We start from the raw sequence: 17,353 nt of genomic DNA on the forward strand, positions 1-17,353 counted from the left end.
CGCCACGACAGCGCGGTGTTCATGACCGGCCCGGCCACCAGCGTGTTCGACGGCGAGATCACCATTCCCGACATTGGCTGACCCCAGCCCCGACCCCACAGACCCATGAACAACAACATCCCCCCCATCACCGAAGACGACATCGCCAACTACCTGGCCAACACGCCCGATTTCTTCGAGCGCCACGCCAGCCTGCTGGCCGCCGTGCAGCTGACCAGCCCGCACGGTCACCGCGCGGTGAGCCTGCAGGAGCGTCAGGCCGAGATGCTGCGCGAGAAGATCAAGGGGCTGGAGCTCAAGGCGGCCGAGATGATCCGCAACGGCCACGAAAACACCACCATCGCTGACAAGCTGCAACTTTGGACCCGCGCTTTGCTGCTCACGCGCGAGCCCGCCGAGCTGCCCGTGGTGGCGGTGCGCGAACTCGCCAACCAGTTCATGGTGCCGCAGGTGGCCATCAAGGTCTGGGGCGTGGCGCCCGAATTTGAAGATCAGCTGTTTGCCCAAGGCGCCAGCGACGATGTGAAGGCCTTCGCCTCCTCGCTCACCCGGCCTTACTGTGGCGCCAACCCGGGGCTGGAGGCCGCAGGCTGGCTGGACGATCCGTCGAGTGCGAATTCGCTCGCGCTCATTCCGCTGCGCGCCGGCATCGCGCCGCAGGCGTTCGGTTTGCTGGTGCTGGCCTCGGCCGACCCGCAGCGTTTCGCCAGCGACATGGGCACAGACTTTCTGGAGCGCATCGGCGAGATCACGAGTGCGGCGCTCTCACGCCTGCGCCCTGAATAAGCCCACATGAACTTGCCGGTGCGCGCCGCTTCCGAGACCCCGACGGGTGACGACGCCGCGCTGGTGCAGGCCTACCTGAACCACGTCAAGGTGGAAAAGCGCCTGGCCGATCGCACGGTGGAGCTCTACACACTGGATCTTCAACGCCTTGCTGCCAACGCGGCCGAGGTCCGGGTCGGCCTCAAGGACATTCAAAACGCCCACATCCGCCGCTGGATCGCGCAGATGCACAGCGCCGGGCGCAGCGCGCGCGGCATCGCGCTCATCCTCTCGGGCTGGCGCGGTTTCTACGTCTGGCTCGGGCGGCAGGGCCTGATCGGCCACAACCCGGTGCAGGACGTGCGCGCGCCCAAGGCCGGCAAGCCGCTGCCCAAGGCGCTGGGTGTGGACGAATCGGTGCAGCTCGCCTCACACGTGGAAGAGGCCGACCACCCCGCGCTGGAGGCGCGCGATGCCTGCATCACCGAACTGCTCTATGGATGCGGCCTGCGCATCGGCGAACTGGTGGGGCTGGACGTGGCGGCCAGCGGCACAGCGCGCGGCTGGATCGACGCGCAGGAGGGCGAAGCCCACGTGCTGGGCAAGGGCTCCAAGCGCCGCAGCGTGCCGGTGGGCCAGGCCGCGCTGGCGGCGCTGGCGCGCTGGCTCGAGCAGCGCGCCACCTGGGCGGGCGAGGACGCGGCCCTGTTCATTGGCTCGCGCGGTCAGCGCCTCACGCCCCAACACATCCGCGTGCGGCTCAAACGCCGCTCGCGACTGGCCGGGCTGGCCACACCGGTGCATCCCCACATGCTGCGCCACTCGTTCGCCAGCCACGTGCTGCAGTCCAGCGGCGACCTGCGCGCCGTGCAGGAACTGCTGGGCCACGCCAGCATCAGCACCACGCAGGTCTACACCCGGCTGGACTTCCAGCACCTGGCCAAGGTGTACGACGCTGCACATCCGCGTGCGCACGCCAAGGGCAAACCGCCCAAAGGCTGAGCGCTGGTGGGCGGGGCCGACAATACCCGCATGAAAATCATTCGCCTCAAGCCCGGCAAAGACCGATCCCTCCTGCGCCGCCACCCCTGGGTGTTTGATGGCGCCATCGCCAAAGGTGGCGGCGATGCGGGCGAAACGGTGCGCGTGGAGAGCGCCGAGGGGCAGTTCCTGGCCTGGGGCGCGTTGTCGCCTGCATCGAGCATCCGCGTGCGCGCCTGGAGCTTTGACGAGGCCCAGCGCATCGACGCCGACTTCCTGCGTGCCACCCTGGCGCGCGCCATTGCACTGCGTGAGCGTCTCGGTATCGAAAGCGACGGGGTGCGGCTGGTGCACGGCGAATCCGACGGCGTGCCCGGCCTGATCGTGGACCGCTACGGCGACACGCTCGTGGCGCAGTTCACCGCCTGCGGCGTGGAGCGCCACAAACAGGTGATCGCCGACGCGCTGATCGAGCTCACCGGCTGCGTGCGCCTGTATGAGCGCTCAGACACCAGCAGCCGCAAGCTTGAAGGCCTGCCCGAAGTGACCGGCTGGCTGCGCGGCAGCGGTCCCACCGAACTGATGCTGCGAGAACACAGCTGGCAACTCGGCCTGGACATCGCCCAAGGCCACAAGACCGGCTTTTACCTGGACCAGCGTGACAGCCGGCTGGTCTGCAGCCAATACAGCCGCCGTCTCAACTTTGAGCACGTGCTCAATTGCTACAGCTACACCGGCGGCTTCACCGTGGCCGCTTTGGCCGGCGGGGCGAAGCACGTCACCTCCATCGATTCGTCGGCGCCCGCCTTGCAGCAAGCCGCGGCCAACGTGGCGCTCAACGGGTTTGACGCCGCGCGCGCAACCTTCATGGACGCCGATGTGAATGCGTCGCTGCGAAAGTTCGTGGCCGAGGGCCGTCAGTTCGACGCCATCGTGCTCGATCCGCCCAAACTGGCCCCCACCGTGGCGCACGCCGAGCGCGCCGCCCGCGCCTACAAGGACATCAACCGACAGGCCTTCAAACTGCTCACGCCTGGCGGCGTGTTGTTCACGTTTTCCTGCTCGGGCGGCATCGGGGTGGAGCTGTTCCACAAGATCGTTGCCTCCGCCGGGCTCGATGCCGGGGTGGATGGCGCGATCCTGCAGCGCCTGGGCGGTGCGAGCGACCACCCCATGACCATCAACTTCCCCGAGGGCGAGTACCTCAAGGGTCTGGTCGTCATGAAAAAGCAGTAGGGTGTGCAGGTCTTGGGGGGGTCGCATACACTTGCGCGCTTCTTTCGACCGCCCACCCGTTTGTTTACCCCCGACACCGTCGCGCCCGCCATGTCCCTCATCCCCGCCACCATCCTCACCGGTTTCCTCGGCTCGGGCAAAACCACGCTGCTCAAACGCGTGCTCAGCGAAGCGCATGGCCAGAAGATCGCGGTGATCGAAAACGAGTTCGGCGAAGAGAACATCGACAACGAAATTCTGGTCGCCGACACCACCGAAAACATCATCCAGATGAGCAACGGTTGCATCTGCTGCACCATTCGCGACGACCTGCGCGCCACGCTGCGCGATCTGGCCGAAAAGAAGCGCAAGGGCGAGCTCGATTTCGACCGCGTGGTGATCGAGACCACCGGCCTGGCCGACCCCGGCCCGGTGGCGCAGACCTTCTTCATGGACGACGAGGTGGCCGAGCAGTACCTGCTGGACTCCATCCTCACGCTGGTGGACGCCAAACACGCCGCGCAGCAGCTCAACGACCGCCAGGAAGCGCGCCGCCAGGTGGGCTTTGCCGACCAGATATTCATCAGCAAGTCGGATCTGGTCAGCGCCGAAGACCTGGACGCGCTGACCCACCGCCTCAAGCACATGAACCCACGCGCGCCCATGCGCGCCACGCATTTCGGCGAGGTCTCGCTGAAGGAGGTGTTTGATCTGCGCGGCTTCAACCTGAACGCCAAGCTCGACATCGACCCCGATTTCCTCAAGGCCGATGACCACGATCACGGTCACGAGCACCATGACCACGAGCATGGCGAGCACTGTGACCATCCGTCGCACAAGAGCGACCACGGGCATGGGCACGAGGGCCACCACCACCATCATGACGACGATGTGAAGAGCTTCGTCTACCGCGCCACCCGCCCGTTCAACCCCGCGAAGCTTGAAGACTTTCTGGGTGCCATCGTGCAGGTGTACGGTCCACGCATGCTGCGCTACAAAGGCGTGCTCGACATGGATGGCACCGACCGCAAGGTGATCTTCCAGGGCGTGCACCAGCTCATGGGCAGCGATCTCGGCCCACCGTGGGCCGAAGGTGAGCCGCGCACCAGCAAGATGGTCTTCATCGGCATCGATCTGCCGCGCGACATCCTGGTGCAGGGCCTGGATCAGAGCCTGGTCTGAAGCCCGCGCAACCGTGCTGTTTGTCTCGCTTCTCCAACGCCTGGGTTTCCCCTCCCGCCCGGATTCCGGGAGCGTCGTCGCCACCTCGTTACAATCGCGCCCCATGCCGGTGGCCCGGCGGTCTTCCAGTGCAGGTGCTCGCCAACGGCCGAGTCCCGGTTCAGGTAGGGGTATAACCTCGCATCCGTCGGCCATGCCGACACAGGTTGATGCGGCCCAACCCCGCACACCGGACCCGGATCAAGCACCGTCAGGCACTGAGAGGAGACCCGTTGTGAAAGCCCCGGCTACCAAGTCAGCAAAACCAGCCAAGACCGCAGGCGCAAACGCGAAAGGGCGCTCGTCGGCGGCCAAGGCGGCTGTGCCTGCAGGGCGCAAGCCCTTGGCCAAGAGCGTCGCCAAGCAGCCGGTTGCCAAGGCTGCGGTGAAGCCGGCGGCGTCCAAGGCAGCGGCCAAACCCGCGGTGAAAGCCCCGAACAAGGTGGCTGCGAAGGCTGTTGCCAAACCGGTCACCAAGGTGGTCCCCAAAGCCGCGGTCAAAGGCCCTGTCAAACCGAAAGCAAGCGCACCGACCAAAAAAACCGCTTCGCCTGCCGCGAAAGCCTCCTCCAAGCCAGTGGCCAAAACCACTGTTGCGAGCAAACCCGTTGCCGCTGCCAGGAAGGCCGCTGCACCGGTCAAGCCCACGCCTTCCCGCACACCCGCGGTCAAGCCCATTCCGGCGAGTTCCGCCAAATCCAAGGCACAGCCCGCCGCCAAGGCGGCTGTCCCCACCGTGACCACTTCTGCTCCCCGGGCGGCCACCGCCGCCCCCGTCTCCAAAGTTGCCAGCGCCAAGAAGGCTCCAGCTCCAACCCCCGTGGTTGTTGAGCCCACGCCACGCCCATTGGGCAAGCGCGCGGCCAAAAAAGTCATGATGGAGCAGATGACCCAGGCTGCGGTGGTTCCCACCCACGCGCCCGATGCTGCCAAGGCGACTTTTTCCCACACGAACGAACGTGCTGTCATGACCCCTCCCGTCCCTTCCTCGATCCAGAAAGACCCCAAGCGGGCCAACAACTGGAAGACCCTGCCCGCCGATCAGTTGACCGATCAGGACGTGCAGGCCATGCCCGACAGCGAATACATGAGCGACCTGCAGTTGGCTTATTTCCGCCGCAAGCTCTCGCTGCTGAAGGCCGACATGCTCGCCAATGCCGGCGAAACCACTGAACACCTGCGTGAAGACACCGTGGTGGTGCCCGATCCGGCCGACCGTGCCACGATTGAAGAAGAACACGCCCTGGAGTTGCGCACCCGTGACCGCGAGCGCAAGCTGCTCAAGAAAATCGAACAGGCGATTGCCCGCATCGATTCGGGCGACTACGGTTATTGCGAAGAAACCGGTGAGCCCATCGGCGTGGGCCGGCTCATGGCCCGCCCGACCGCCAGCCTGTCGCTGGAAGCCCAGCAGCGTCGCGAACTCAAGCAGAAGATGTTCGGAGACTGAGTCCTTTCCACCGATCACGTTCACGACCACTTCCCGGCACCCGATCCATGTCCAAGGACGATTCCAACGGCGGCTTTCTCTCGAAGGTGGTCAAGTTCGTGCGCCATCCCACCACGAGCTGGGCCGATCTGGACACGCGCCAGGCCGACCGTGAGAGCGAGTACAGCAAGGCGGCGCTGAAGGAAATGATCGAGCGCAAACGGCGCAACGATTTCGTGCGCAAGCGCGAGTTCGACATGCTGCGCAAGATCCGCAGCCGCGAAGGCACGAGCCCTGAGGGGCCTGGCATGCGGCCTTCGTTCTTCCAGAGCAGCTTGCCTTCCAAACCCGACGACCGCGCCGAGACGTTGAAGAAGATCGACGAGATCGAGGCCCAGATGTCCATGCAGTGGTGGAAGACCAAGGGCCCTGACTCACTGGTCAGCACCGGCTCCAGCCTCAACCCTGCGGCGGTCAACAATTCTGGTGGCTCGCCGCTCAAGGCCAAGGACGAGGTTCCGGTGGTCACACCCGACCCCCAGGAGCGCAAACGCCAGGCGCAGTACGACGAGACCGAACCCGCACCGTTGCCCATGGCCACTGCCAAGGCGCAGCCCGGCGCTTCCGAAACCCGCAACCCCGCCACAGCCGAGCAGGCGCAGGCCAGTGCAGCGGCCAAAGCCGCTCAGGGTCCGAGCCGCACCGGCCTGATGGCGCCCACCCAGCCCAGCGAGCTCGGCAGTTCCCACTCCAGCGGTGGCGCGTTTTCCGCGTCGCATTTTTATTCGCTCGATGTGCAGGCGATCGTTCAGGACCCCGATGTCGAAGAAGCGGCCATCCGCTTCGCCAATGGCGATGACGCAGGCGCCGAGCAGGGATTGATGGAGGTCCTGGGCGAAGGCGGCTCCAAGGTCGATGAAATCGACGACTGGCTGGCCCTGTTTGACCTCTACCGGGCCACCGGGCAATTGGCGCCGTTTGAGAGCCGTGCTGTCGATTTTGTCAACCGTTTCAGCCGTTCCGCTCCGCAGTGGTACGACATGCCGGAGACGGTGTCGTCGATGACCGGCAAGACCTTCACGCCCACCGCGAGCAACAACAGAGCTGTGTGGGTGAGCGAGGCCGAGTTGGATGCGCACGCGGTGGGCACCCTGCAGAACGTGTTGTTGCGCGCCAAACAGCCCTGGGTGCTCGACTGGACCCCCATGGAGACCATGGACCTGAAGGCGGCGCGTGCCCTGCTGGGCATCTTTACGCTCTGGGGCGACCAGGACGTGGAGCTTCGGTTCCTGGGTTCGGCCGTGTTCCGCGACCTGCTCAAGAACTTCACCCCCTCGGGCCGCCGCGACGTCGAGCAGCTCTGGTGGGAGTTGCGCATGGCGGTGCTGCGTGTGATGAACCGGCCCGACGAGTTCGAGTTGACCGCGCTGGACTTCTGCGTGACCTACGAAGTGTCCCCGCCGGGTTGGGAAAAACCACGTTGTCACGTCACGTCGATTGCCGCCGACCGCCCGGACGATGCGGGCCAGTCCGTGCTCAGCGAAGCCGTGCTGGAAGCCGTGCCTTCGGCCTACCCGAGCGAATCCCCGACCGAAGGCCATCCCTCCGAGTTCAACCAGCTTGGTCTGGTGGAACTCTCGGGCGAGATCCGGGGTGATCCGCAGGCTACGCTGGACATGCTGGAGCGCCGTCTCATGGGTGCCGACGTGTTGATCATTTCCTGCCGCAACCTGATCAGGGTCGACTTCTCGGCCGCGGGCACCTTGCTCAACTGGGTGTCGCAACACCACGCCGAACGCCGGCTGGTGCAATTCGTGGATGCGCACCGCCTGGTGTCCGCCTTCTTCCACGTCATCGGCATCACCGAGTACGCCAAGGTCGTGGTCCGCAACGACTGACCCCCAGCCGGCTCGCACACGTTGTTTCAAACAACGGCGCGAGTTGCTGTTGCACGGCCCCGGATCAACCCCAACTGACAGCCATGGAATCATTTCACGGAACCACGATCGTCTGCGTGCGCCGGCAGACGCCTGACGGTGTTCAGGTCGCCATCGGTGGCGATGGCCAGGTCACACTCGGCCACATCATCGTCAAGGGCACGGCCCGCAAAGTGCGCAAGCTGCACCACGACAAGGTGCTGGCCGGTTTTGCCGGCGCCACCGCCGACGCCTTCACCTTGTTCGAACGCTTCGAGGCCAAGCTGGAGAAGCACCAGGGGCACCTGGTGCGTGCGGCCATCGAGCTCACCCGCGACTGGCGCACCGATCGCGTGTTGCGTCGCCTGGAGGCCATGCTGGCCGTGGCCGATCACACGGCCTCGCTGATCATCACCGGCAACGGCGATGTGCTGGAGCCCGAACACGGCATCGTTGCCATTGGATCCGGTGGTGCGTATGCGCAAGCGGCGGCGAAAGCTTTGCTCGACCACACCGAACTCAGCGCCGAAGAGATCGTGCGCAAATCCTTGGGTATTGCGGGCGAGCTCTGCATCTACACCAACATGAATCACACGGTGGAGGTGCTCTGATGTCTTCGATGACTCCCCAGGAAATTGTTTCCGAACTCGACCGCTTCATCATCGGCCAGAAGGGCGCCAAACGCGCCGTGGCCATTGCGCTGCGCAACCGCTGGCGGCGCCAGCAGGTCGACGAAAAGCTGCGTCCTGAGATCACGCCCAAGAACATCCTCATGATCGGCCCCACTGGCGTGGGCAAGACCGAGATCGCGCGTCGCCTGGCGCGGCTGGCCGACGCGCCTTTCATCAAGGTCGAGGCCACCAAGTTCACCGAGGTGGGCTATGTGGGCAAGGACGTGGACAGCATCATCCGCGACCTGGCTGAAATAGCGATCAAACAAACCCGCGAAGTGGAGATGCACAAGCAGCGCGTGCGCGCCGAAGACGCAGCAGAAGACCGCATCCTGGACATCCTCATTCCACCGGCGCGCAGTGCGGAGCCGGTGACCAACGTGGTGCCCCTGCCCGAGAGCACGGCGCGCCAGAACTTCCGCAAGAAGCTGCGCGAAGGCGATTTGAACGACCGCGAGATCGAGATTGATCTGCTCGAAGCGCGCCCGGCCATGGAGATCATGGGCCCGGCCGGCATGGAAGACATGGCCGAACAACTGCGGGGCATGTTCAGCCAGATCGGCGCCGGCAAACGCCAGACGCGCAAGCTCAAGATCGGCGACGCGTTGAAGCTGCTGATCGACGAGGAAGCCGGCAAGCTGGTCAACGAAGACGACATCAAGACCCGCGCCCTGCACAACGCGGAGCAGAACGGGATCGTGTTCATCGACGAGATCGACAAGGTCACCTCGCGCAGCGATTCCGGCAGCGCAGAGGTGTCGCGCCAAGGTGTGCAGCGCGACCTGCTGCCACTGGTGGAGGGCACTACCGTGACCACCAAGTACGGAGTGATCAAGACCGACCACATCCTGTTCATCGCCAGCGGGGCCTTTCACCTGGCCAAGCCGAGCGACCTGATTCCCGAGCTGCAGGGCCGCTTTCCCATCCGGGTGGAGCTGCAGTCGCTCTCGGTCGACGACTTCGAGGCCATCCTCACGCAGACCCACGCCTCGCTGGTGCGTCAGTACCAGGCGCTGCTGGCCACCGAGGGCGTGACGCTGGCGTTCTCGCCCGAAGGCATCCGCCAACTGGCGCAGATCGCTTGCGACGTGAACGAGCGCACCGAGAACATCGGCGCGCGCCGCCTGGCCACCGTAATGGAGCACTTGCTGGACGAGGTGAGTTTTGACGCCACCAAGCTGCAAGGCCAGACCATCACCATCGACGCGGACTACGTGAACGGGCGCCTGGCCGCGCTCAGCCGCAACGAAGACCTCTCGCGCTACATCCTGTGAGCGCCTGGCCGGACGTCAACCCGGTCCGATGACACCCCGAGCCACCAACGCCAGCCGTTGGTCGGCCGATTTGCCTGCCGGCATCCCTCAGGACGACCCCAGACGCTGCAGGGTTTTGAAGCATCACATTCAGAGCCGGTTGTAAGTGCTTGCTTTTAATGCATTTTTGGCTTGCAAACAGCTTCAAAATGTATCCTAAGTGGTTGATTTCATTGGAAAAAATTTCCATCTGCTGAGTTGCACGCCTTGGTTTTCCTGATAAAGTGGAAAAAAGTGCATTTAAGTGGTGAAAAGTGTTTTCCAAGGATTGATCGCGGTGTTTCAGGGTGCTTCTTCTCTCAGTCTCGACGCCAAGGGTCGGCTCTCGGTGCCAACCCGGCACCGTGACGTCCTGAGCGCGGGTGCGAGCCAGCTCACCATCACCAAACATCCCCACGGCTGCCTGATGATTTTCCCGCGCAGCGCGTGGGAACAGTTCCGCGATCGCATTGCTTCGCTGCCCATGCAGGCGCAGTGGTGGAAGCGCATTTTCCTGGGCAACGCCATGGACGTGGAGATGGACGGCACCGGCCGCGTGCTGGTCTCGCCCGAGCTGCGCGCTGGCGCGGGGATCACCAAGGACGTGGTGTTGCTCGGCATGGGCGCCTATTTCGAGCTGTGGGACGCGCAGGTGTACGCCGCCCAGGAAGCCGAAGCCATGAAGGCCGACATGCCCGATGTCTTCAAGGACTTCTCTTTCTAAGGGCGATGGTGCAAGGCACATGGATTCACCACACCGTCCTGTTGAACGAAGCCGTGCAAGCACTGGCGATCAACCCGGACGGTCATTACGTCGACGCCACCTTCGGGCGCGGCGGCCATTCGCGTCTCATCCTCGAGCAGCTGTCCCGTCAAGGGCGACTGACCGTCTTCGACAAAGATCCGCAGGCGGTGGAAGCCGCGCAGTCGATGGCCGCCACCGATGCGCGCATCGCCATCCGCCACGAGGGCTTTGCCCATCTGGGCGAGTTGGGGGCGGCGAGTGTGGACGGGGTGCTCATGGACCTCGGCGTGAGCTCGCCACAGATCGACGACCCCGAGAGGGGTTTTTCTTTTCGCAACGATGGCCCCCTGGACATGCGCATGGACACCACGCGCGGCCAGAGCGTGGCTCAGTGGCTGGAAACAGCCGATGTTTCAACCCTGTCGGAGGTCATCCGTGACTATGGCGAAGAACGGTTTGCTCAACCGATTGCAAAGGCGATTGATCGTCGCCGACAGGAACGGGGCCCTTTTCGAACCACCCGTGAGTTGGCCGAAATCGTGGCTGGCGCGGTCAAAACCCGCGAGCCGGGCAAGGACCCTGCAACGCGCACATTTCAGGCTTTTCGGATTTTCATCAACGCCGAGCTTGAAGAGCTGCAACAAGCGCTAGAAGCCAGCCTGCACGTCTTGCGGCCCACAGGACACCTCGTGGTGATCAGCTTCCACTCGCTCGAAGACCGCATGGTCAAGCAGTTCATGGCGCGCCATTCGCGCGCCGTGGTGGACCGCCGCGTGCCATTTGCCGAACCCGCGCCCATGGCGTTGCGCGGCTTGAAACGCGTGATGCCGTCGGACGAGGAGGTCAAAGGCAACCCACGGTCGCGCAGTGCGGTGATGCGCGTGGCCGAGCGCACGGAGGCCGCACCGTGAGCGCAGCGCCGGGCCGCCCCAAGCAAGCTCGTACCCCCTTGGGGGGCAGCGCAGTCCACGAAGTGGCAAGCGTGGGGGGATTGTCATGATCCGTTTGAACCTCGTGCTGCTGCTCGCCGTGATCGCCAGTGCCTTCTACCTGGTGCACACCCAGTACGAGTCGCGCCGGCTCTACGCAGCGCTGGACAAGGCGCAGGCGCAGTCGCGCAAGCTCGACGCCGAACACGAACAACTGCAGGTGCAAAAGCGCGCTCAGGCCACGCCGGCGCGGGTGCAGCAACTGGCCACGCGCCAGCTGCAGATGCGTCCGGTCACGCCGGGTGTGACGCAGTACGTGACGGTGTTCGAGCCGTCCGTGCCAGCGGAGGCACCCTTCAGATGAGCCGCAGCATCAACTACAGCGCCAGCCCGCTGCTGGCCAGCAAGACGCCGGTGTGGCGCAGCAAGTTCATCGTCGCTGCGCTGGCGGTGGCGTTTGCGGGTCTGGCCGGGCGTGCCGCGTATGTGCAGGTGTTCGGCAACGACTTCTTCCAGCGCCAGGGTGAGGTGCGCTTCGCCCGCACGCTGGAGCTGCCGGCCAACCGCGGCCGCGTGCTGGACCGCAACGGCCTCATCCTCGCCTCCAGTGTGGTGGCGCAGAGCATCTGGGCGATCCCCGAAGACGTGGACCGCACCGACCCCAAGCTGCGCCAGCTCGCCAAACTGCTGGAGATGCCGCTGGCCGACCTGCGCAAGCGCCTGGCGGTGGAGGACAAGACCTTTGTGTGGATCAAGCGCCAGGTGGACGAGCCCGTGGCCAAGGAGATCGCCGCGCTGGGCATCAAGGGCTTTCACCAGCGCCGCGAGTACAAGCGCCAGTACCCCGAAGGCGAAGCGGCTGCGCACGTGGTCGGTTTCACCAACGTGGAAGACCGTGGGCAGGAGGGCGTGGAGCTGGCGTTCAACCAGCAGCTCTCGGGCAGGAACGGTTCGCGTCGCGTCATCAAGGACCGTCTCGGTCGTGTGGTGGAAGACGTGCGCGACGTGGTACCTCCGGTGGACGGACCCGACCTGCAGCTCTCCATCGACAGCAAGGTGCAGTACTTCGCCTACCAGAAGCTGAAAGAAGCGGTGCTGACCCACAAGGCGCGCGCGGGCAGCGTGGTGGTGCTCGACACCCAGACCGGCGAAGTGCTGGCGCTGGCCAACTACCCGAGCTACAACCCCAACCGGCGTGTGAACCTCAGCGGCGAGCAGTTGCGCAACCGCGTGCTCACCGACAGTTTCGAGCCCGGCTCGACCATGAAGCCCTTCATCACCGCGCTGGCGCTGGACAAGGGCATGGTCACGCCCAACACGCCGATCAACACCGCGCCGGGCCGCATCACCATCGGTGGCTCCTCGATCAGCGACACGCACCCGCACGAAATTCTGACGGTCACCGAGGTCCTGCAAAAGTCGAGCAACGTGGGCACCGTCAAGTTGGCCATGCAAATGAGCCCGCGCGAAATGTGGGAAACCTACGCCCAGGCTGGCTTCGGGCAGAAGCCGCAGGTGCCGTTTCCCGGTGCCGTGACCGGTCGACTGCGCCCGTACAAGACCTGGCGCCCGATCGAACAGGCCACCATGAGCTACGGCTACGGCCTCTCGGCCTCCCTGTTCCAGCTGGCCCAGGCCTACACCGTCTTCGCGCGCGATGGCGAGCTGATCCCGGTGACGCTGCAAAAGTCGGACGAGCCGGTGAGCGGCGTGCGCGTGTTCAGCGAAAAGAACGCCGTGGCCGTGCGTTCCATGTTGCAGCTTGCGGCCGGCCCCGGCGGCACCGGCTCGCGTGCGCAGACCATGGGCTACTCGGTGGGTGGCAAGTCGGGCACGGCGCGCAAGCAGGAGGGCAAGGGCTACGCCGACAAGAAGTACCGCAGCTTCTTCGTCGGGCTGGCGCCGGTGGAGTCGCCGCGCATTGTGGTGGCCGTGATGGTCGACGAACCCACGAATGGCCAGTACTACGGAGGTCTGGTGGCCGCACCCGTGTTCAGCGAGACGGTGCAGCAGACGCTGCGCATCCTCGGTGTGCAGCCCGACATGAGCGTCAAGCCGCAGATCGTCACCGAAGTGGTCGAGGAATCGTTCTGATGCAGACGCTGGACCAGACCCGCGACATCGCCGCCTGGTTGCGCACGAGCGTCACTGGCGCGCTCCAGTGCGACAGCCGCCGCTTGCAGCCGGGTGACGGTTTTGTGGCCTGGCCCGGCGCGGCGACCGATGGCCGCAGCTATGTGAACGCCGCGCTGGCGTCGGGCGCCGTGGCCGCTCTGGTCGAGCGCGACGGTGTCGAGTCCTTTGGTCTGGACGATCCCCGCGTGCTCGCCGTGCCCGACCTGAAGAACCAGGCTGGCGGTATTGCCAGCGAATTCAGCGGTCACCCCAGCGGCGCGCTCGACGTGCTGGCCATCACCGGCACCAACGGCAAGACCTCGTGTGCCTGGTGGGCTGCACAACTGCTTTCGGTGTGCGCCCGGCCCTGTGCCGTGGTCGGCACGCTCGGCATGGGTCAACCGGGCTCTGCGCTGGTGCCCACGGGCCTCACCACCCCCGACCCCGTGATGCTGCAACAGCAGCTTCGACGTTTTGTGGATGAAGGCTTGAAGGCCTGCGCGATCGAGGCCTCGTCCATCGGCCTGGTCGAAGGCCGCTTGAACGCCACGCAGGTGCGCGTGGCCGTGTTCACCAATTTCACACAGGACCACCTGGACTTTCACGGCAGCATGGATGCCTACTGGGACGCCAAGGCCGCGCTGTTCGACTGGCCGGGTCTGGCCGCTGCGGTGGTCAATACCGACGATGCGCACGGCGCTCAACTGGCAGTCCAGTTGGCCGGTCGGGAGCTGGACTTGTGGACCGTGGGCATCGAATCGCGCGCCCGCCTGAACGCGGTGGACGTCCAGTTCACCCACGCAGGGATGGCATTCGCGGTTGTCGAGCGGGACGCACAAGGCGCCGAGATCGATCGCCACACTTTGCAAGTGCCGCTGGTGGGCCGCTACAACGTGTCCAACCTGCTGTGTGTTCTGGCCTCTGCGCGCGCACTGGGCGTGTCGCTGCAGCAAGCCGTCAAGGCCTGTGGCGCGCTCACGCCGGTGCCAGGCCGCATGGAGCAGGCCGAAGCGCCCGCCCCCGACCAACCCCTGGTGCTGGTGGATTACGCCCACACGCCCGACGCGCTTGAAAAAGCGCTGCAGGCCCTGCAGCCGCTCGCCGCCCGGCGTGGCGGTGCGCTGTGGGTGGTGGTGGGCTGTGGCGGCGACCGCGATGCCGGCAAACGCCCGCTCATGGCGGCCGTGGCCGAGCGCGAAGCGGTGCACGCCGTGCTCACCAGCGACAACCCGCGCAGCGAAGACCCGATCCACATCCTGGGCCAGATGGTCGCCGGCCTGTCAAACGCAGGGGCTGTCCTGGTCGAGCCCGACCGGGCCGCTGCCATCGGCACGGCCGTGGAGCGCGCACAAACCGCCGACGTGGTGCTGATCGCCGGCAAGGGCCACGAGGACTACCAGGACATCAAAGGCGTGAAGACGCCGTTCTCCGATCTGGTTCACGCGCGCCAGGCGCTGGCCGCCCGCGCAGCGCAGGGAGCCCACGCATGAAAACGCTCGGCCAGTTGCTCCCCCAACTCAGCGGCGCCCGCGTGGTCGGCCAGCCCGACGTGGTGATCACCCGCGTGCACACCGACACGCGCAGCCTGCAACCGGGCGACCTGTTCGTGGCCTTGACGGGTGAGCGCTTCGACGCGCATGACTTCCTGCCACAGGCGGTGGCGCAAGGCGCGGTGGCCGCCATCGCGCACATCGGATTGGCCGAGGCGGGCCTGCCCGGCGTGGAAGTACCCGACACGCGCCGCGCACTCGGCGAACTCGCGCTCCTGTGGCGCCAGCAGTTCCCCCTCCCCCTGATCGCCGTGACCGGCAGCAACGGCAAGACCACGGTCACACAGATGATCGCGTCCATCCTGCGCGCCGCCGCAGGCGATGCTGCCCACGCCACGCAGGGCAACTTCAACAACGACATCGGCGTGCCGCTCACGCTGCTGCGGCTGACCGCCGCGCACAAGCTCTCGGTGGTTGAACTCGGCATGAACCATCCCGGTGAAATCGGCGAGCTTGCTGCGCTCACCAAACCCACTGTGGCGCTGGTGAACAACGCGCAGCGCGAGCACCAGGAATTCATGGCCACGGTGGAAGCCGTGGCGCTCGAAAACGGGCAGGTCATCCGGGCGCTGGCGGACGACGGTGTGGCCGTGTTCCCGTCGGATGACACGTACACGCCGCTGTGGCGCGGACTGGCCGCCGGACGCCGCGTGATGACCTTCAGCGACACCGACCCGGCCGCCGATGTGGCGGGCGTCAAGGCCGACTGGCAGGGCGGCGCCTGGACGCTGTGTTTCGCAACACCGGCCGGCAAGGGCACGGTGCATCTCAAGATTGCGGGTCGCCACAACGTGCGCAACGCGCTGGCCGCCACGGCCTGTGCGCTCGCTGCCGGTGTGAAGCTCGACTCGGTGGTGCGCGGGCTCGATGCCTTCGAGCCGGTGGGTGGGCGTTCGCGCGCGCTGGCGCTGCGGCTGGACGGCCGCACGATCACACTGATCGACGACACCTACAACGCCAACCCCGACTCGGTGCGCGCCGCCATCGATGTCCTGGCCGAGCTGCCCGGGCCGCGCCTGCTGGTGCTGGGCGACATGGGTGAGGTGGGCGAGCAAGGCCTGGCCTTTCATGAGGAAGTGTTGCGCCATGCCCGCGAACGCGGTGTCGAAGCCGTGCACGTGGCCGGCGACTGGATGCGCCAGGCCGCACCCGTGTGGCCCGCTGTGACGCACTGGAACGAGGTGCCTGCCATGGCCGGTGCGGTGTGCGCCGCCGTGACGGACGACCGGCCGGTGTTCCACAGCGTGCTGGTCAAGGGCTCGCGCTTCATGCGCACCGAACGTGTGGTCGACGCCCTGCTGGCGCTGGACCCCACACAACAAAACAACAAGAAGGACAACGCCCATGCTGCCTAGCCTGGCCCTGTGGCTGCAAGGCCTGTCGCCCGATTTCGGTTTCCTTCGGGTGTTCCAGTACCTTACGTTTCGCGCCGTCATGGCCGCGCTCACCGCTCTGCTCATGGGCCTGGCCGCCGGCCCGTTTTTCATCCGCCGGCTGGCTGCACTGAAGATTGGCCAGCCGATCCGCGAATACGCGATGCAGACGCACATCAGCAAGGGCGGTACACCCACCATGGGCGGCGTGCTCATCCTGTTTTCGATCGCGGTCTCCACCATCCTGTGGTTCGACCTGACGAACCGCTTCGTCTGGATCGTGTTGCTGGTCACGCTGGGCTTCGGTGCCATCGGCTGGGTGGACGACTGGCGCAAGGTGGTGCACAAGGACCCCGAGGGCATGCGCTCACGCGAGAAATACCTGTGGCAGTCGCTCATCGGCCTGGTCGCCGCCTTCTACCTGGTGTTCAGCGTGTCCGAGACCAGCAACCTGCGGGTGCTGCAGCTGTTCTTCGCCTGGGTCTCGTCTGGCTTCACGGTGGACCTGCCACCTCAGGCCGGTCTGCTCGTGCCCTTCTTCAAGGAGATCAGCTACCCGCTGGGCGTGTTCGGTTTCGTGGTCATGACCTACCTGGTCATCGTCGGTTCGAGCAACGCGGTCAACCTCACTGACGGCCTTGATGGCCTGGCCATCATGCCGGTGGTGATGGTGGGTTCGGCCCTGGGTGTGTTCGCCTACGTCACCGGCAACGCCGTCTTCGCGCGCTACCTGCTGTTGCCGCACATTCCGGGCGCGGGTGAGCTGCTGATCTTCTGCGCGGCCATGGCTGGCGCGGGTCTGGCCTTCTTGTGGTTCAACACCCACCCGGCGCAAGTGTTCATGGGTGACGTGGGCGCGCTGGCGCTTGGCGGCGCGCTGGGCACCATCGCCGTCATCGTTCGTCAGGAGATCGTGCTGGCCATCATGGGCGGCATCTTCGTGGTCGAGGCGCTCTCGGTCATGCTGCAGGTGACCTGGTTCAAGTACACCAAGCGCCGCTTTGGCACCGGTCGCCGCCTGTTCCAGATGGCGCCGCTGCACCACCACTTCGAGAAAAAGGGCTGGAAAGAGACGCAGGTCGTCGTGCGTTTCTGGATCATCACCATGCTCTTGTGCCTCGTGGGCCTGTCCACGCTGAAGCTGCGTTGAA

At 65.5% G+C, this 17,353-nt stretch carries 15 protein-coding genes; all 15 read left to right on the forward strand.

What is annotated here, in order from left to right:
* The first annotated feature begins 105 nt into the window (after positions 1-105).
* The 15 genes from Q0C59_RS06815 to mraY all read left to right on the forward strand — a co-directional run bounded on the left by Q0C59_RS06815 (position 106) and on the right by mraY (position 17,352).
* The gene (locus tag Q0C59_RS06815; protein WP_291213439.1) at positions 106-786 is read left to right on the forward strand and encodes a DUF484 family protein; all 681 of its coding nucleotides are present in this window, start codon (positions 106-108) and stop codon (positions 784-786) included.
* A 6-nt stretch (positions 787-792) separates the two neighbouring features.
* Entirely contained in the window at positions 793-1,767 is a 975-nt protein-coding gene (locus tag Q0C59_RS06820) for a tyrosine recombinase XerC (RefSeq protein ID WP_291213441.1), read from the forward strand.
* Between the two features lie 30 nt (positions 1,768-1,797).
* Positions 1,798-2,982: a class I SAM-dependent rRNA methyltransferase gene (locus Q0C59_RS06825; protein WP_291213443.1), complete on the forward strand. Its 1,185-nt coding sequence runs from the start codon at positions 1,798-1,800 to the stop codon at positions 2,980-2,982.
* A 90-nt stretch (positions 2,983-3,072) separates the two neighbouring features.
* Positions 3,073-4,143 carry a GTP-binding protein gene (locus Q0C59_RS06830; protein ID WP_291213445.1) on the forward strand — a complete coding sequence of 357 codons (1,071 nt, stop codon included), beginning with the start codon at positions 3,073-3,075 and terminating at the stop codon, positions 4,141-4,143.
* A gap of 715 nt (positions 4,144-4,858) precedes the next feature.
* On the forward strand, positions 4,859-5,632 hold the full coding sequence (dksA, locus tag Q0C59_RS19695; protein ID WP_291213503.1) for an RNA polymerase-binding protein DksA: 774 nt from the start codon (positions 4,859-4,861) through the stop codon (positions 5,630-5,632).
* 47 nt (positions 5,633-5,679) lie between these two features.
* Positions 5,680-7,509, forward strand: a complete 1,830-nt coding sequence (locus tag Q0C59_RS06840; protein WP_291213447.1) for an STAS domain-containing protein — start codon at positions 5,680-5,682, stop codon at positions 7,507-7,509.
* Positions 7,510-7,592: 83 nt separating this feature from the next.
* Positions 7,593-8,138, forward strand: a complete 546-nt coding sequence (gene hslV, locus Q0C59_RS06845; RefSeq protein ID WP_291213449.1) for an ATP-dependent protease subunit HslV — start codon at positions 7,593-7,595, stop codon at positions 8,136-8,138.
* A complete protein-coding gene (gene hslU, locus Q0C59_RS06850; protein WP_291213451.1) occupies positions 8,138-9,472 on the forward strand; it encodes an ATP-dependent protease ATPase subunit HslU in 1,335 nt (444 codons plus the stop codon). The genes hslV and hslU overlap by 1 nt, the downstream gene beginning before the upstream one ends.
* A 316-nt stretch (positions 9,473-9,788) precedes the next feature.
* Complete coding sequence (gene mraZ, locus Q0C59_RS06855; RefSeq protein ID WP_291213505.1) at positions 9,789-10,214, forward strand: division/cell wall cluster transcriptional repressor MraZ; 426 nt, start codon at positions 9,789-9,791, stop codon at positions 10,212-10,214.
* Between the two features lie 5 nt (positions 10,215-10,219).
* Positions 10,220-11,146 carry a 16S rRNA (cytosine(1402)-N(4))-methyltransferase RsmH gene (gene rsmH, locus Q0C59_RS06860; protein WP_291213453.1) on the forward strand — a complete coding sequence of 309 codons (927 nt, stop codon included), beginning with the start codon at positions 10,220-10,222 and terminating at the stop codon, positions 11,144-11,146.
* An 85-nt stretch (positions 11,147-11,231) separates the two neighbouring features.
* A complete protein-coding gene (gene ftsL, locus Q0C59_RS06865) occupies positions 11,232-11,528 on the forward strand; it encodes a cell division protein FtsL (protein WP_291213455.1) in 297 nt (98 codons plus the stop codon).
* Entirely contained in the window at positions 11,525-13,258 is a 1,734-nt protein-coding gene (locus tag Q0C59_RS06870) for a penicillin-binding protein 2 (RefSeq protein ID WP_291213457.1), read from the forward strand. The genes ftsL and Q0C59_RS06870 overlap by 4 nt, the downstream gene beginning before the upstream one ends.
* Positions 13,258-14,769, forward strand: a complete 1,512-nt coding sequence (locus tag Q0C59_RS06875) for a UDP-N-acetylmuramoyl-L-alanyl-D-glutamate--2,6-diaminopimelate ligase (protein ID WP_291213458.1) — start codon at positions 13,258-13,260, stop codon at positions 14,767-14,769. Before Q0C59_RS06870 ends, Q0C59_RS06875 begins: the two co-directional genes overlap by 1 nt.
* Positions 14,766-16,184, forward strand: coding sequence for a UDP-N-acetylmuramoyl-tripeptide--D-alanyl-D-alanine ligase (gene murF, locus Q0C59_RS06880; RefSeq protein ID WP_291213460.1), 1,419 nt, complete (start codon positions 14,766-14,768; stop codon positions 16,182-16,184). The genes Q0C59_RS06875 and murF overlap by 4 nt, the downstream gene beginning before the upstream one ends.
* Positions 16,174-17,352 carry a phospho-N-acetylmuramoyl-pentapeptide-transferase gene (gene mraY / locus Q0C59_RS06885; RefSeq protein ID WP_291213462.1) on the forward strand — a complete coding sequence of 393 codons (1,179 nt, stop codon included), beginning with the start codon at positions 16,174-16,176 and terminating at the stop codon, positions 17,350-17,352. Before murF ends, mraY begins: the two co-directional genes overlap by 11 nt.
* Position 17,353: the final 1 nt, after the last annotated feature.

The sequence above is a fragment of the Hydrogenophaga sp. genome (genome assembly GCF_022844385.1).
Taxonomy (GTDB): domain Bacteria; phylum Pseudomonadota; class Gammaproteobacteria; order Burkholderiales; family Burkholderiaceae_C; genus Hydrogenophaga.

Bases quoted from the DNA above. Each gene is read 5' to 3' on its own strand.
- Q0C59_RS06815 (WP_291213439.1), top strand. From the start codon at position 106: ATGAACAACAACATCCCCCCCATCACCGAAGACGACATCGCCAACTAC.
- Q0C59_RS06820 (WP_291213441.1), top strand. From the start codon at position 793: ATGAACTTGCCGGTGCGCGCCGCTTCCGAGACCCCGACGGGTGACGAC.
- Q0C59_RS06825 (WP_291213443.1), top strand. From the start codon at position 1,798: ATGAAAATCATTCGCCTCAAGCCCGGCAAAGACCGATCCCTCCTGCGC.
- Q0C59_RS06830 (WP_291213445.1), top strand. From the start codon at position 3,073: ATGTCCCTCATCCCCGCCACCATCCTCACCGGTTTCCTCGGCTCGGGC.
- Q0C59_RS06840 (WP_291213447.1), top strand. From the start codon at position 5,680: ATGTCCAAGGACGATTCCAACGGCGGCTTTCTCTCGAAGGTGGTCAAG.
- hslV (WP_291213449.1), top strand. From the start codon at position 7,593: ATGGAATCATTTCACGGAACCACGATCGTCTGCGTGCGCCGGCAGACG.
- hslU (WP_291213451.1), top strand. From the start codon at position 8,138: ATGTCTTCGATGACTCCCCAGGAAATTGTTTCCGAACTCGACCGCTTC.
- rsmH (WP_291213453.1), top strand. From the start codon at position 10,220: ATGGTGCAAGGCACATGGATTCACCACACCGTCCTGTTGAACGAAGCC.
- ftsL (WP_291213455.1), top strand. From the start codon at position 11,232: ATGATCCGTTTGAACCTCGTGCTGCTGCTCGCCGTGATCGCCAGTGCC.
- Q0C59_RS06870 (WP_291213457.1), top strand. From the start codon at position 11,525: ATGAGCCGCAGCATCAACTACAGCGCCAGCCCGCTGCTGGCCAGCAAG.
- Q0C59_RS06875 (WP_291213458.1), top strand. From the start codon at position 13,258: ATGCAGACGCTGGACCAGACCCGCGACATCGCCGCCTGGTTGCGCACG.
- murF (WP_291213460.1), top strand. From the start codon at position 14,766: ATGAAAACGCTCGGCCAGTTGCTCCCCCAACTCAGCGGCGCCCGCGTG.
- mraY (WP_291213462.1), top strand. From the start codon at position 16,174: ATGCTGCCTAGCCTGGCCCTGTGGCTGCAAGGCCTGTCGCCCGATTTC.